Origin of the sequence: Kitasatospora sp. GAS204B (assembly GCF_029892155.1) — a bacterium.
Taxonomy (GTDB): domain Bacteria; phylum Actinomycetota; class Actinomycetes; order Streptomycetales; family Streptomycetaceae; genus Kitasatospora.
Window position 1 is genome coordinate 233,167 of record NZ_JARZAG010000006.1, and the last position, 14,462, is coordinate 247,628.

The 14,462-nt window shown below is 72.4% G+C and carries 13 protein-coding genes; 5 read left to right on the forward strand and 8 right to left on the reverse strand.

Annotated features, from left to right (window positions below; all coding sequences use genetic code 11):
- Window positions 1-12: 12 nt before the first annotated feature.
- From P3T41_RS10880 to P3T41_RS10905, 6 genes are all read right to left on the reverse strand, one after another.
- Window positions 13-519: an SRPBCC family protein gene (locus P3T41_RS10880; RefSeq protein WP_280689463.1), complete on the reverse strand. Its 507-nt coding sequence runs from the start codon at window positions 517-519 to the stop codon at window positions 13-15.
- 117 nt (window positions 520-636) lie between these two features.
- Complete coding sequence (locus P3T41_RS10885; protein WP_280689464.1) at window positions 637-996, reverse strand: hypothetical protein; 360 nt, start codon at window positions 994-996, stop codon at window positions 637-639.
- Window positions 996-2,906, reverse strand: a complete 1,911-nt coding sequence (locus P3T41_RS10890) for a hypothetical protein (RefSeq protein WP_280689465.1) — start codon at window positions 2,904-2,906, stop codon at window positions 996-998. The genes P3T41_RS10885 and P3T41_RS10890 overlap by 1 nt, the downstream gene beginning before the upstream one ends.
- A 154-nt stretch (window positions 2,907-3,060) precedes the next feature.
- Window positions 3,061-4,143: an alpha/beta hydrolase-fold protein gene (locus tag P3T41_RS10895; RefSeq protein ID WP_280689466.1), complete on the reverse strand. Its 1,083-nt coding sequence runs from the start codon at window positions 4,141-4,143 to the stop codon at window positions 3,061-3,063.
- Window positions 4,144-4,174: 31 nt separating this feature from the next.
- The gene (locus P3T41_RS10900; protein ID WP_280689467.1) at window positions 4,175-5,314 is read right to left on the reverse strand and encodes a serine hydrolase domain-containing protein; all 1,140 of its coding nucleotides are present in this window, start codon (window positions 5,312-5,314) and stop codon (window positions 4,175-4,177) included.
- Window positions 5,315-5,599: 285 nt separating this feature from the next.
- Window positions 5,600-8,122: an XRE family transcriptional regulator gene (locus P3T41_RS10905; protein ID WP_280689468.1), complete on the reverse strand. Its 2,523-nt coding sequence runs from the start codon at window positions 8,120-8,122 to the stop codon at window positions 5,600-5,602.
- A gap of 263 nt (window positions 8,123-8,385) precedes the next feature.
- On the opposite strand from P3T41_RS10905, the gene P3T41_RS10910 reads away from it, so the two are divergent.
- The 3 genes from P3T41_RS10910 (at window position 8,386) to P3T41_RS10920 (ending at window position 9,749) form a co-directional block, all read left to right on the forward strand.
- Complete coding sequence (locus P3T41_RS10910; protein ID WP_280689469.1) at window positions 8,386-9,003, forward strand: hypothetical protein; 618 nt, start codon at window positions 8,386-8,388, stop codon at window positions 9,001-9,003.
- A gap of 11 nt (window positions 9,004-9,014) precedes the next feature.
- Entirely contained in the window at window positions 9,015-9,299 is a 285-nt protein-coding gene (locus P3T41_RS10915) for a hypothetical protein (RefSeq protein ID WP_280689470.1), read from the forward strand.
- A 99-nt stretch (window positions 9,300-9,398) separates the two neighbouring features.
- On the forward strand, window positions 9,399-9,749 hold the full coding sequence (locus P3T41_RS10920; protein WP_280689471.1) for a hypothetical protein: 351 nt from the start codon (window positions 9,399-9,401) through the stop codon (window positions 9,747-9,749).
- Between the two features lie 657 nt (window positions 9,750-10,406).
- Here P3T41_RS10920 and P3T41_RS10925 read toward each other — a convergent pair.
- Complete coding sequence (locus P3T41_RS10925; RefSeq protein WP_280689472.1) at window positions 10,407-11,951, reverse strand: hypothetical protein; 1,545 nt, start codon at window positions 11,949-11,951, stop codon at window positions 10,407-10,409.
- A 77-nt stretch (window positions 11,952-12,028) separates the two neighbouring features.
- On the opposite strand from P3T41_RS10925, the gene P3T41_RS10930 reads away from it, so the two are divergent.
- Both P3T41_RS10930 and P3T41_RS10935 read left to right on the forward strand, forming a co-directional pair.
- The gene (locus P3T41_RS10930; protein ID WP_280689473.1) at window positions 12,029-12,820 is read left to right on the forward strand and encodes a polysaccharide deacetylase family protein; all 792 of its coding nucleotides are present in this window, start codon (window positions 12,029-12,031) and stop codon (window positions 12,818-12,820) included.
- Window positions 12,821-12,891: 71 nt separating this feature from the next.
- On the forward strand, window positions 12,892-13,512 hold the full coding sequence (locus P3T41_RS10935; RefSeq protein WP_280689474.1) for a hypothetical protein: 621 nt from the start codon (window positions 12,892-12,894) through the stop codon (window positions 13,510-13,512).
- A gap of 6 nt (window positions 13,513-13,518) precedes the next feature.
- Here P3T41_RS10935 and P3T41_RS10940 read toward each other — a convergent pair whose 3' ends face one another.
- Window positions 13,519-14,454: a LysR family transcriptional regulator gene (locus P3T41_RS10940; RefSeq protein ID WP_280689475.1), complete on the reverse strand. Its 936-nt coding sequence runs from the start codon at window positions 14,452-14,454 to the stop codon at window positions 13,519-13,521.
- Between the last annotated feature and the right edge of the window lie 8 nt (window positions 14,455-14,462).

Sequence of the window (14,462 nt, forward strand, 5' to 3'; positions counted from 1 at the left end):
TCGCCGGCTCGGTCATCGGGCCTCGTCCGCGCCCGTCGGCGCATGAGCGGCGGGACCGCTCGGCGTCGAGCGGGGGAGCCCGGCGAGCGCGGTGTCGGCGGCGGCGAGGATGTTGGCGAAGGTGTGGGTGATGATCGGGCGCGCGACGAGCCGGGTGAGCGCGGCACCGAGCAGCGGGACGCTGATCTCGGCGCGGGTGGTCCAGCGGACCCGGGTGCCGCCGTCGACCTCCGTGAAGGTCATGCGGCCCAGTTCGTGCCGGGACGGCGGCAGGCTGCGGTCGACGACGTACTCGGTGGCGTACGGCGGGTCGTAGTGGGTGATGCGCTCCCGGAACCAGCCGATCAGCCACAGGTGGCTGCGCACCGCGCCGACACCGTAGGGCGCGCCCTGGCCGCGCCGGGTCAGGCGGCAGCGCAGCACCAGGGGCGAGCTCGTGTAGTTGGTGGTCGTGGTGAGCCAGGCGAACACGTCGTCGATCGGGGCGTGGATGGTGCGTTCGACCGTCATGGTTTCCATGGTTGTCGTCCTCCTCTGTCGAGTCCCTCTGCTCTGGACGCTCGTTGAGACATCGCGCGGCCGCGGATCGTGACAGCTCGCCACGGTGACGCGCCTCACAGCGTGCGTGACGTGGATTCAGCCGGATGGACGGAGCTGAGCGAAGCGCTTGGCGAGCGAGGGGCCGAGCTGGCCGACGATCGCGTATCCGGGGCTGGCGGGGAACGGCAGGCTCAACAGGAACGAGCCGTCGATGACGTCGTCGTCCTCCGGGTCGCCCTGCGTGGAGCGGGCCTCCAGGAACTCCAGCACCGGCCCCCAGGCGGCGCGCCAGTCGGCGTCGTTCAGCAAGGCTTCGACGATCTCCCCGATGAGGTCCCACAGGAACAGATGCGGCAGCAACTCCCCGGAGTAGTTCTCGAGATGGCATGCGTAGGACTCCCCGACGTTGGGGAATCGGCCGGCCATCTCCTCGATCAGCCGTTCACCTGGGTACATCAGCAGTCTCCCAGCCCGGGGTAGTTCTGATAACCGTTGTACTTGCCGGCCAGGGCGTCGTCGGCGGCCTTGAGCAGTGTGTTGGCCACCTTCACATCCCGGGCGCTCTTCACCACCGGGACCCGCTTCTGGCCCGGCTTCTTGACGGAATCGGTGGTAAGCCACCTCGCGAGCGCCGAGCGGAGCTGGGGGACGCTGTTCAGCGCGTGCTGCTTCCCGTTGACGAGTGGGCCGCCGTTGGCCTCGTGGCTCGCGGCCGCGAACGCCGATCCGTCGCCGATCTGCTTGCTCCCCGGTTGGTCGACGCCATGATAGAGGGCCTTGATGATGTTCTGCAGATCGGGGTTGTCGACCTGGGGTATCGGCGCGGTGCTGTCAGCAGCGGCCGTGACCGTGCCCGTGCCCCTGGCCGAGACCGGTGTGACGCGGATCCCGGTGCGCCCGTCGAATGTGAAGCTGCTCGCGCTGGTGCCCGGCGCGGCGGTGGGGCAGGGGCGCTGCTGGTCGGCGGCCTCCTGGTTCTCGTCCTGGACGAGCTTCGCGACGTCGACCTGCGCGGTGGCGTACACGTAGTACTCGCCGGCGTAGTTGACGTAGTAGGGGACGGAGACGCCGCCCTCGGCTCGCGACTGCGCCTCGGCCGCCGCCTTCTTCTGCGCCTCGACGGAGGCCACCACCGCGCCGGCCCCGCCGGCGCTGCAGCTCATCGTGCCGGTGCCGTTGAGCGGCAGGCTCCCCTGGCCGGTACAGCCGGGGGCGGGCCGGCCTTCGACGGTGATCGTCGCGGTCAGCTCCGCGGCGATGTTGCCGCCGACGACGGTCGAGCCCGCGCCGGTGGCGCTGATCGTGTTGGAGACGCTGACGGTCACCTGGCAGCCGGCGTCGCTGCAGGAGAGCTGACCGTTGCCCTGGAGGTTGAACTGCAGGTCGCTGTCGACGGCGTCGGCCAGTGACTTGGTGTCGTTCACCAGGCCCTGGTAGGTGTTCTGGGCATCGCCCGGCTGCTCGGCCGGGAAGTTCGTGCCCGGCAGGTCCGGGGCGCTCGCGAGGCTTGCCGCACTGCCGAGCGCGGCCGCGCCGCCCGGGTGGTAGCCGGCGACCGCGACGCTGCCCGCCGGTGGTGGGCCCAGCGCGAGCGGCGAGGCGGCGCCGCCGGCCGTCGGGGCCAGGCGCACGATGCGGTAGGGCGCGTCCCGGGTGACGGAGAGGACGCCGAGCGAGGTGTTCGCCGACAGCACCGGGATGCCGTCGAGCACCGTGCCGGGGTCGTTCGCGGGCGGGACCGACCGGCCGGCGAGCAGGGCGTTGTCCAGTCGCAGCGACAACTCGGCAGGGGAGAGCAGCCGCGCCGGGACGGTGCCCAGTAGATCGTCGATGTCGCGGCCGGTCATCCACCGGCCCTTGAGCGCCGCGGTCTGCGCGGCGTTCGTGGCGTTCGGCAGGCCGGAATCCGGCGGTTTGACGTAGACCTTGCCGTCCACCCGCAGGAGTCCGTACGACGCCCCGTCCGAGGTGATCGTGCCGACCACCTCGCCGTTCGCGGTGACCCGGGCGTCCACGGCACCGACACCGGGTTCGCTGTCCTGGTAGCGCACTTCGGGGGCGCCGGCCAGGGCGGCGAGGGCGGCCGCGAACGGTGCCTGGTCCAGCGCGGTCCGCGGCACGGGCTGGGCGGTCGGCCGCGTCGGTTGAGCCGAGGACAGCCAGGCGGCCAGCGCGACCAGCAGCGCCAGCGCGAGCGTCCCGGCCAGCAGCAGCCGGCGCTTACGGCGTCGGGTCGGCCGGCCCGCCGGCGGGACGGGTGGGACGTTCGGCGCGGGCGGCCACGGTGGCGGCGGTGGCGGCGGGCCCCACACCTGGCCCGCACCCGGTGGCGGCTCCTGCGGTAACCCTGAATCCGGCCAGCTCATACAGCGTCAATCTCCCTGTGCGAGGTACGTTCCGCGCACCGCACACCGCGGTGACGAACACACCGTCAAAGTGCTTGCAAACGACCGGCGGTGGTTCGACCCGCAGTGGTCCGACCCGCAGTGGTTCGACGGTCGTGGTTCGACGGTCGGTGGCTCAGCCGGCCGCGGCGAACGAGGCCGCGAGGTGCGGCAGGTAGTCGGCGAAGGCGGCGGCCCAGCAGCCGTAGTCGTGGCCGCCGTCGCAGTTGGGCGAGAGCGACGAGCCGTTGCCGTAGTCGACGTAGCGGCTGGGGATGCCGAGCTGGTCCAGGCGGGCCTTGACCGTGTTGGAGGCGATCTCGGTGTAGTGGTCGATGAGGCCCTGGTTGCCGGTGTAGAGGGTGACGTCGGTGCCGGCGAGCTTGGCCAGGTTCGCGGGGTCGGCGGGGTTGAGCTCGTTCCACTTGTGGTCCGCGTTGAAGACCGGGTAAGGCGAGCCGAAGATCGCGTCACTGTCGACGTAGGGCCCGTAACCGGTGCACTGGCCGGTGCTGGAGGTGCTCACGGCGCACCAGGCGCCGGTGAGGTTGAGTTCCGTGGCCAGGACCGCCGCGCGGACCTCCGGCATGCCGAAGTCGATGCCACCGGACAGCGAGGCGGTGTGCCCGAACAGGTCAGGACGGGCCTCGGCGTAGTGCAGCGCGCCGTACCCGCCCATCGACAGGCCGACCACGGCCCGGTGGGCCCGGTCGGCGATGGTGCGCAGGTTGGCGTCGATGAACGGGACGACCTGGGTGGTGTGGAAGGTCTGCCAGTTCGCCGCGCCCAGCGCGGTGTTCTGCATGGCCCAGTCGGCGTACCAGCCCTTCAGACCGCCGTCCGGCACCACCGTGATCATCGAGTCCGAGTGCAGGGCGGGCGCGGCCGCCGCGTCGTCCACGGTGCCCCCGCCGCCGTGCAGGAAGTACGTCACCGGCCAGCGCTCGGTGGGGTTCGCCGCGTAGCCCTGCGGGAGGAAGATGCGGATCTTGTGGGTGCCGGAGAGCTGCGCGGTGGTCACCGTGATCGTGAAGTCGGTGCTCGAGTGCACCTCGGGGGCGCCGACCTGGGTCAGGCCGAAGCCGTTGGTGAAGGTCACCGGGACGGTGTCCGCGTGGGCGGGCACGGGCGAGCTGCCGAGCAGCGCGGTCAGGGCCATGGCCGCGGCGACGGCGGTCGTGGTCGCGTGCCGGCGCCAGCGGGTGGGGAGTGTCGTCATCGGGGGTCCTTTCGGAGTATCGGTGAGGAGGTCAGAGCGCGCAGTAGGCGTTTTCCAGGGCAGTACCGGTGTCGGTCTGGCCGGCCGTGCCCGTGAGCAGGTGGAACTCGTTGTTGGCGTGGGCGACCTGCTTGGTGCCGTCGTCGCTGCTCAACCAGGTGCTGTAGAAGCCGAGTACGGCACCGTTGTGCCCCCAGGCCCACTGGCCGCAGGGCAGCTGGACGTGCTCGAGGCCCAGGCCGTAGCCCGCGGTTCCGGTGCTGTCCACGGGCACCGTGGTCTTGAGCTCGGCCTCCTGGGCGGGCGGCAGCAGCTTCCCGGTCAGCAGTGCCCGGCCGAAGGCGGTGAGGTCGTCCAGGGTCGACACCATCGCCCCCGCCGAGCCGAAGGTCTGGACGTCGGAGACCGTGACGTCGTTGGTGTAGAAGGTCACGGGGTGCACGTAGCCGTGCAGGTAGTTGCCGTACAGGTTGGGGTCGCTGGTCGGGAAGGTGGTGTTGGTCAGACCGAGGGGGCCGATGATCCGGTTCTGGATCTCGGTGGCCGGGCTGTTGCCGGTGACGGCGGTGATCACCATGCCCGCCAGCACGTAGTTGGTGTTGGCGTAGCTCCACTTCTGGCCCGGCGCGGCGTTCGGCTGCCGCGAGGCCAGCGCGATGTCCACCAGCGACTGCGGCGTCCAGGCCTGGTTCGGGTTGAGGTCCAGGGCGTAGGGGCCGGACACCTGCACGCTGCCGAAGTAGTCGGGCAGGCCCGATGTGTGGTTGAGCAGCTCGCGGATGGTGATCTTCGTGCCGTCGTAGCCGTTGGCGTTGATCGCCCCGGGCAGCCACTTGGCGACCGTGTCGTCCAGCGAGAGCCGGTGTTCGGCCTCCAGCTGGAGCAGCACGGTGGAGGTGAACGCCTTGGTGTTGCTGCCGATCCGGAACTGCGCCTTCGGGTCGGCGGGCACGCCGGTGGCGAGGTTGCCGGTGCCCGCGTGCACGTACTGGGTGGTGTCGCCCTGGCGGACCAGGCCGATCACGCCGGGGTATCCGTCGCCGACGCCCTGCTGGGCGCCGGTCTGCAGGATGCCGGCCGCAGCCGGCGTGTCCGCGTTCGCCGGGCCGATGCCGGCCAGGGCGGCGAGCAGCAGTGTCGCGCTGACGGCGGTCAGACGTAGGGACTTCATCGGACTCCTTCGTCCATGGGAGGTGATGGTGCCCGTACGGGCACGGGAGGTCATGGCCCCCGCGCGGATCGACGCGGCGTCGGGCGCCGCTGACCGGGCACTTCGATGCTGGTGCCCGGGCCGGGCGGCGGACAGGCCACGGCACCGGCCATCCATGGCCGGTCGTCACCAGGGCCGCGCGCCGGACGAGTTGGCAGCCCCCAGCGCCTCAGTCCCCGGCGCCGCAGTCCCCAGCTCCTCAGTCCCCAGCGCTTCAGGGAGCGGGGGACGGCCGGCCGCGCGTCGTCAGGTCGAGTCGTTCCGCGCGGTGGGGAAGCTGGCCGGTCGGTACTTGGCCTGCCGCTCGCGGAAGGTGCGGCCGAGGTGGTGCTGCAACCGGACGTGGCGGAACTGGTACACCGCGCCGGTCTGGCGCAGCACGCCGCGCTGGTAGGCGTCCTCCAGGAAGGCGACCGTGTCCCAGGGCAGCTTGCCGGTCAGCGGCAGCCAGATCCGGGACAGCACGACCCACTGCCCCCACGCGGTGAACGCGAGGGCGTAGGAGACCGCGCCGCCGATCCCGCCGACCGCGCCGATGAACAGGCCGGCCGACAGCCCCCAGTTCAGCGGCCCCAGCGAGCCCTGGAGCAGGTCGACCACCAGGCGGCCCGCGCCGGCGATCGCCAGCGTGAACAGCGGTGCCAGGACCAGGACCTGACGGCCCACCGTCGCGCGGTTGGCGGACAGCAGGCTGACCGGGGTGGCCGCGGAGGTGACGTCAACCGGCGCCTCGAGCGCCGCCACCAGCCCGAAGACCAGCCCGGCGGCCAGCCCGAAGATCAGGCCGAAGCAGACCATGTTGATCAGGGTGGCTTCGATCACCTGCGGATTGGTGAGCGGGAGCCCCGGGTACAGCGCGCGCTCCAGCGCGAGCGCGCAGGCGCAGCCGACGCCCATGACCGATCCGCCGAGCAGGCCGTCCGCGAACCGGCGGGCGAACGTGCGCAACGGCCGCCGCCCGCCGCCGAACTGGCGGCCGGGCAGCCGCAACCGCACGCGGGTCGGCTCGAAGGCCGGACCGCTGCGGTAGGCGACCATGACGACCGCGTAGACGCAGCCGAAGGCGAGGCCGGCGACCGGCCCCATCAGGGCCCCCTGGAGGAGGATCTCGCCGCTGTCGACCGGGCTGGACAGCGCGAAGACGAGCCAGTCGGCCAGGGTGATGCTCAGCGCGGTCGCCAGCACCACGGCGATGATCCGGGTCGAGCGCCGCAGCGAGTCGCTGATCCGCCACCAGGCGAGATCCTGCTGGTCGACATCGTGCCGCACCAGGTGGTGGGCCAGGTAGCCGAGCCACTGCTGGGCGCGCTCCGGATCCCAACCGCGCTGGCGGCGTTGGGAGCCGCCGGCGACCTGGTCGGGGACGCGGTGCCGGTAGACCGCCGGCACGAACCCCGCCAGCAGGTGGTCCTCGAGGGAGTGCGCGCTGGGGAAGCGGGCGGTGTCCAGCAGTTCGGCCGGATCCCGGTCGGGCGCCTCGCTGTACATGGTGCGCGCCAGGATGACCATGAGCGGGGTGGTGAGTACGGCGGCCAGGTTCGCGCCGCCCGGGGTTTCGCGGGCGCGCAGCTCGTCGAGGACGGGGTCCCACAGGGGTCTGCCCCCGCGGTCGCCCGCTGCCTGCCCGTGGCCGACCGCGCGGGCGGTGCGGGGCAGGTAGCCGGCGAGGTTGTCGAGGGTGAGGTCGGCGAGCTCGATCCCCGCCGCCCAGACCAGCGGTGCGTGCGCCGCCTGCACGGCCTCGGCGAACTCAGCGCGGCGGCTGGTGAGGACCAGCGGCAGCGAGATGGCGTTCAGCGCCTCGAGTGCCTCGCGCCGCAAGCCCTCCGCGATCTCGTCGAATCCGTCGAGGACCGGGAGGATGAGGTCGGCGTCGACCATCGCGGCGGCCAGCGTCGAACCGCCGGGGCTGCGGCGGGCCAGGTGCGGGTGGTCGCGCAGCAGGCGGCCGATCATCCAGTCCCGCAGGTCGGTGCTGCTCGGGTCCCAGGAACCGAGGCTGAAGATGACCGGCACCCGGCCGGGGGCGGTCCGGCCCTCCAGGACGTCCAGGACGAATCTGATCGTCAGGATCGACTTCCCCGAGCCGGCCCGGCCGAGTATCACCAACCGCCCCGAGGATATCCGCCGGTAGACCTCCGCCACGCTGCGCAGGTCACCGCTCAGGTCGACCTGGCGCGGCACGGCGCCCGGCCCGAGACGCTGGATGTTCTCCGAACGGTCCGTCAGACCCGCCGGCACCTGCTGCCAGCGGACCGGCAGCGGAAACGGGTCGTGGACCCGGCGCTGCTCCTCCTCGCGCCGCCAGCGGCGCCGGATCTCCCGCGCCAACTCCTCCACGGCCTCGGCCAGCTCGCCGTGGACGGGCAGCGGAGCGGGAGCCGTGAAGGGCGGCGGCGCGGGCTCGGCGTCGGTGTCGCCCTCGGTGTCGCCCTCGCCCTCGGTGTCGCTCTGGGGCTCGGTGTCGGCTTCGGTGTCGGCCTCGGACGGTACGGGCGCGGCCCGCACCGCTTCGGGTGCCGCCGCTTCGGATGTCGCCCCGCCCTGCGCCTTCGCGAGCAGGGCCGCCAGCAGCCGGCGCTCCTCCTGCCCGAGGTCCAGCGCGTCCGCCAGCAGGTTCACCGTGCCCAGCCGATGGTCGGTGGACTTGCCGGTCTCCAGCCGGCGAATGGTGCGAACACTCACCCCGGACCGTTCCGCCAACTGCTCCTGCGTCAGCCCCGCCTGACGGCGCAGCCGGCGTAATAGCGTGCCGAGCTGATCAGTCACTGGTTCGTTTCCCCTTGCTCGCCAGTATCGCCGCAGGTGAGCCTACCGGTACGCCCGGTCATATATGGCCGGTGCCGTGGCCTGTTCGCTGACCAGCGGGAACCCGACGATCGGTGGTGCAGGGGGGTGGCCGTGCGGACCCTGAGAGGCCGTAGGGCCGCCACCCCCCGTCACCCAAGTTCCCCAGTTCCCCAGTTCCCCATGACCAGCAGGCGTGACGCGTGTCGACGACGCGCGAGCGAGAACGCAGGAGTCGGATCCGTATGGCAGACACCGAACACGGCAGGGCCCGATCAGCGAGCGCGTGGACCGCGCCACAGGCCGTCCCCGAGCCCGTCCCCGAGGCGGCCGTCCCCGAGGAGGTCGCCCGGCTGGCCGCGGTCCGGGGGCTCGGCGGCCTGGTCGACGTCCGGCGCGGCGTCTCCGCCGGGCGCGCGGTGAGCGTGGGTTGGGGCACCGGCGCCGTCGGCCTGGCGCTGACGCTCGCGCTGGGCTTCGCGAGCTCCCGGACCTCGCAGTTCTCGCTCGCCCACTCGCTGCTGCACGCGCTCACCCTCGCCTTCCTGTTCGCGGCGGTCGGCGGAATCGGCTACGGCGTGCGGGGCCTGGTCTCCGGCACCCGGGCGAACTACCTGTACGCCCACGGAATCGTGCACACCAGCAGGTCCGGCCCGCAGGCCGTCGCGTGGCCGGAGGTGACCCGGCTCAAGAGCGTCCACCAGCGCGGCGACCAGAGCACGGTGGGCCGCGTCGTCGGGTACCGGCTGGAGGCCGGCGACGGCACCTCGTTCCTCATCCCCTTGCTCCTGGTGGACGGCCGCGACGCGTTCGTCGACCAGATCGTCGCCGCGCTGCGCCGGCACGACCGTCCGATCGTCTAAAGGGAGTTCAGATGCCCACCACCGACAACAACAACGACACCGCCGCGCCGCCGTACGCGAGCGCCGCCGCGCCGTACACCGTCGTCTCCCCTCAGCAGCGGGTCATCTGGGAGACCAAGGGCAAGCGCGCCATCGGCTTCGGCGTGGCCTGGCTGCTCGGCGGCCTGCTCATCACCGTCGTGACCATCGCGCAGGCCCAGGGTGGCGGCGTCTACGTCATCGCCTGGGGCCCGGTGCTCTACGGCGCCTACCGGATCTTCTCGGGCGTCCGGCTCCGGAACAGGAGCAGGAGCTGAGCCGAGGCGTCGGTCTCGCCCAGGACCCCGGCCGGCTGGCCACGATGCGGCTGCCGGCATGACGACACCCCGCCGCAGGGCGACATCCGAGGAGTCAACATGGCCTACCGCTACTGGTGCGGCGAGTGCGGATTCAAGACCCCGTGGCTCAGCCGGTCCCAGGGCGAACAGCAGCAGATCGACCACTACGCCAGACGCCACCCCGGCATCCCGCCCGGCGGCCACGTCGAGATCAACCGAAGAAGGCCCAACAGACGCTCCGGCTGCCTGCGCCGGACGACGCTCGCCCTGTTGCTGCTGATCCTGGTGGCCGCCTGGCGTCGTCTGACCGTTCACCAGGTGCGGCCGCCACTGCCCGGTTCGGCGTCTGCGGGTATCTCGGGCCGTCGTGAATCCAGGCGGTGGCCGACAGTCGCGAGGTCCATGGGGCGGTCAGTGGCGGCGGCTTGACCGCGCGGCGGCCCCTACGCCGAGTACCGCGCCCTCAGCAACGCGACCGCCCCGGCCCAAGGCCGGGACCGGGGCGGTCGTCGGGAGGTCAGAGGCCGAGCCCTAGCGGATCATGTAGCGGTACACCGGGGCGCCTTCCCAAGCCGGGGTCTTGTCGCCCAGCTCCCGGTAACCAAGGGCTTCGTACATCTTCATGGCAGCCTGCGCTTCGGGCCGGACCGCAAGTGTGACGCGCTCCGAGCAGGACGCCGAAAGCGAAGCCGACCAGCGCACCTGCGCGGGCTAGCACCAGCCGAAAGCCGGGCATGGTCCGGAACGACTCGTAGCCCTCCAGGAACCCGACCAGGTCGCGGGGCCCCTCGAAGTACGGCGGCTCTGCGAACACCCGCTCGTACAATGCTGCTATCTCATCCAGCACTTGGGCAGCGGCGTCCGAGTCTGTGAAGGTCTCGAACTTGGTCTTCTCCACGGTTCTCCTTCTACGCGATCAGGTGGGCAGTGCCGGCAGCGGCGGCGGCCGGATCAAGCGCGTGGAGGAAAGCGTGCGCCTCCTGCATGGACGAGCGCGCCCGGCCCGAGGACACCTCGGTCAGGCGGCGGCCGTGGCCACCCGAGTTCCGCGTGGTCAGGGCTGAGCGGGCGCCCGTTCCTCGGGTTTCAGTGCCGGGCGTGCCACATCACGTCGGCGCCCACCTCCCGCAACCACGCGTGCCAGGTCAGGTCGTCCCACCAGGGGACCGCTGGGGACTCGCGCGGCTGCTCCCCGAGCAGCGCGACGGCGCGGTCCACCTGCTCGTCCCCGGTGAAGAGCAGGCACAACGAGGCGATCTCGGCGGACAGCTCGGCGGCGACCCGGCCGCTGGCGCCGCAGGAGTCGAGATAGGCGACGGAGACCAGATGGACGAGCGTCGCGGGGTCGTGGGTCTCCCAGTAGCCTCCGACCGCCCCCCGCGTCATCAGGTCGCGGTACAGCGCGAGCAGTCGCCGCAGCTCGGGGAAGTGCTCGCGCAGCTCCCAGGAGTCGAGGGGGAGTTGGCCGGGGCCGGGCACCGGCTCGGTCCACCAGGCGGGGAGGTCGGCGCCCTGCCGGTGGACGCCGGCTTGACGGCAGCGGAGCAGGACGGTCAGGGCGGCGGCGGTCTCGTTGGCTGCGTCGGGCGGGCCGAGCCCGTACACCCGCATCAGCTCGGGCTGTCGGCGCAGCGCCCAGGCGAGGTCGGCCAGCTGGACCGCCGTCGCCTGCGGCATCGGTTCGTGGTGGGAGCGTCGAATGCGCTGATGTCCGATACTGGGTTGATCGAACGTCAGGCCGTAGCGTTCGTCGGCACCGTAGGCGGCGAGGAGGTGGCGGGCCTGACCGTGCCGCCGGTCGATCCGCTCGACGGGCACGGGCGGCGCGTCACCTGTGCCCTCCGCCACGGTGGCGCTGGGGCCGGCCGCCGCCAGCTGGCGGAGCCGGTACTGCGCCTGGACCAGCACGGCCGGCCAGCCCAGCGACGGCAGCTGCGCGTTGGGCCAGTGGTCGCGGGGGAGCAGCCTCCACTGGTCCAAGGCCACCAGCTCGGTCAACTGGCGTACCAGGTCGGCCATGTCGATCCGCCGCTCGCCGGCGTCGGACGGGTCGAACCTGCCCAGGACCGCGACTTCGGTCGCGAACACCTCGTCGGACGTGCTGGTGCGGCTGAAGCCCTCGCAGAGGTGGTCGGCCAGGGCCAGTGCCCAGACGTCGCACAGGTCGCCGGCTTCCGCGTAGAGCCGGCGCACCGTCCAGCTGTCCAGGGCCCGGCCGTCGTGGCCGCACTCGGTGATCAGCAGGTCGAGCTGTGCCGCGAGAGCCTGCGCGGGGTGGCCGAACAGGCGCGTCACGCAGGAGAGCAGGGCATCGCGAGGGGACCGGTCAGGCTCGGGCCCCGGCGCCGCCTGCGGGTCGGTGGCCTGCGCCAGCCGTGCCCTGAACGCCTGGACCGCGTCCTCGGGCACGGCCAGCAGGGTCGTCGCCAGGAACTGGACGAGCGTGTCCTGCGGCTCCTGCCGCGCTGCGGCGACGCGGGCCCGCGGATGCGAGAGGACCTCCAACTCCCGTCGCAGGATCTCCTCCTGCGCCGGATCCACGTCCACGCCCAGGGCCGCGAGGAAAGCGGACCGCAGGGTGCGGCCGTCCTGGTCCAGCGTGCCCTCGTGGGCGTCCAAGGCGCCGTTCACCAGTCTCGTCCCCTTCCCTGTTCCCGAGTCCCGCGCGCCGGGATCGCGCAAGGGCCGGTGGGGACGATACTGCGTTCATGATCGGGTTTCACAGTGACTTCTCGCGACGCCTGTTGATCACGACCGCCGGCCTGGCGCTCGCCGCCGCCCGCACACCGGCGCGGGCCGCAGCAGCGAGCTCGGGCGGCTCGGGGCCGGCGCCGGCCGGTACCTCGGAGGCGGTGCGCAGGCTCTTCGGCTCGGAGAACCGCACCCTGCCCACCGAACGGCGGGTCGTCGCACTGACGTTCAACGCCGATTGGAACACGGACGGACTGGACGGCGTCCTGACGACGCTGCGCCGGGCGAAGGCTCCGGCCACCTTCTTCCTGACCGGAGCGTTCGCGGATCGTGAGCCCCAGGGTGCGCGGATGATGGCGGCCGAGCACGGCATCGGCAACCACTCCTACAGCCACCCGGAGTTCCCCGGCCTCACCCCCCAGCAGGCGCAGGACGAGGTCATCAGAGCGGACCGGGCCATCCGCCGGGCGATCGGGCGGCCGTCGCTCCCGTTCTTCCGGTTCCCCTTCAGTGACACCACCGCGCAGGCGATCGCGGCCGTCAACGCGCTGGGCTTCGCGGACATCGAGTTCAGCGCCGACACCAACGGCTACCTCGGCACCGCCGGCGGCATGTCCGTCGACCAGACCGTCGCCCGCGCCGTCGACGCGCTCGGCCCCGGCGAGATCGTGGAGATGCACGTCGGTGCCGACCAGGGCCGTCCCAACCTCGACGTGCAGGCCCTGCCCCGCATCATCGACACCGTGCGGGCCCGCGGCTACCGGATCATCGACCTGCGCGCGCTCCTCGAACCGCACCCGGACTTCTGACCCGTGCCAGCCGATGTCCGCAAGCGCGCCGCAGGCGGGATCCGGGCGCGCGGTGGGAGAGCATGACCGCTATGGACGTCGAAACGTTGGTACGCACCCGCCGCGCCCTGCACGCCGTGGCCGAGCTGGTCCTGGCCGGGCCGCAGTTCCGAGCCAGCGGCACGATCAGGCTGCGCGCGTCCCTCGGCGGCTTCGCCACCCGGGCGGAGCCGCACGGGCAGGTCGTGGCGGCGGAACTGGTGGCGTCCGGACAGCGCCTCTTCCTGGAGCGGACCACCTGCGCCGCTCTCGCGGCCGCGGTCGGGGTCACGGCCGGTGCGCCCGCCGGGCTCTACCAGGACGGGTCGGGTGTCGGCCCCGAGGACGTGATCGAAGCCGACCCGCAGGCCGCCCACCTGATCGCACAGGCTTTCGCGGTCGGCGACGCCGCACTTCGCCGGATGTTCGACGGGGCGGATCCGGTCATCTGGCCCGAGCACTTCGACCTCTCCGTGACCGTGGACGCGGTCGACTTCGGGGTCTCTCCCGGGGACGGCTTTCAGGCCGAGCCGTACGCGTACGTCGGCCCGCAAGCCCGGCAGCAGGGGCGGTTCTGGAACGCGCCGTTCGGCGCGGCGGCCACGATCCGCGAACTCGGCGGCGTGGACGGCCTGCTGGCCTTCTTCGAGCGGGGCCGCCGGTTGGCGGCTTGATCACGGTCAGCGCGGAAGCACCCAGTCCGGCACCCAGGTGCCGGCGGCGTCGTGGCCGGTCGCTGCGGCGGCGAGGTGGGCGCGGAGGGTGGCCAGCGCGGAGTGGGGGTTGTCGCGGTGCCAGAGGAGCGAGTGCGGGTAGACCGGCGTCGGGTCGGTCACCGGGATCCGGCGCAGGCCGTGGTCGTCGGGCCAGACGAGTCTGGATTTCCCGCCCATGAAGGTGGCCAGGGCCGGCGTGTCGGCGATGGTGTCGAGGAGCGCGTCGGAGCCGAAGTTGGGGCCGGTCGCCTCGATGGTGAGGCCGAACTCGGCGACGAGGTCGTCGTAGTAGGCGGCCCACTCGGTACCGGGGACGATGCCGGGCATCCAGATCCGGTGCCCGACGAGCTGAGCGAGGGTCACCGACCGGGCGCCCGCCAGCGCGTGGGCGGGGCCGGTGAGGAGCTGGAGCGGCTCGTCGAGCACCCGGACGGACTCGATGTCCTCGGGAAGGGGCCGGCCGGGCGCGGCGACGGCGCGGAAGGACGCGTCGATGGCACCGGACCGGATGGCGGCGACGGCCGTCTCGACGTCGAACAGCATCAGCACGTCGAGCTCGATGTCGGGGTGCGCGCGGTGGAAGCCGCGCATCAGGCCCGACTGCGCGCTGCGCGAGGCGATCACGTCGACGCGCAGCGGACGGCGGCCGGTGCGCACGGACGCGACCGCGCGCTCGGCGACGCGCAGCAGCTCGCGCGCGTGGGGCAGGAACGCCTGCCCGTCGATGGTGAGTTCGGCGCCGCGCGCGGTGCGGGTGAACAGCCGCACGCCCAGGCTTCGCTCCAGCGTGGCGATGCGCTTGGAGACGGCCTGCTGGGTGACCGCCAGCTCGGCGGCGGCCTCCTGGAACTGCCCCGCTTCGGCGGCGGCGACGAAGGTCCGGACGGTGTCGAGGTCCATGCCGACAC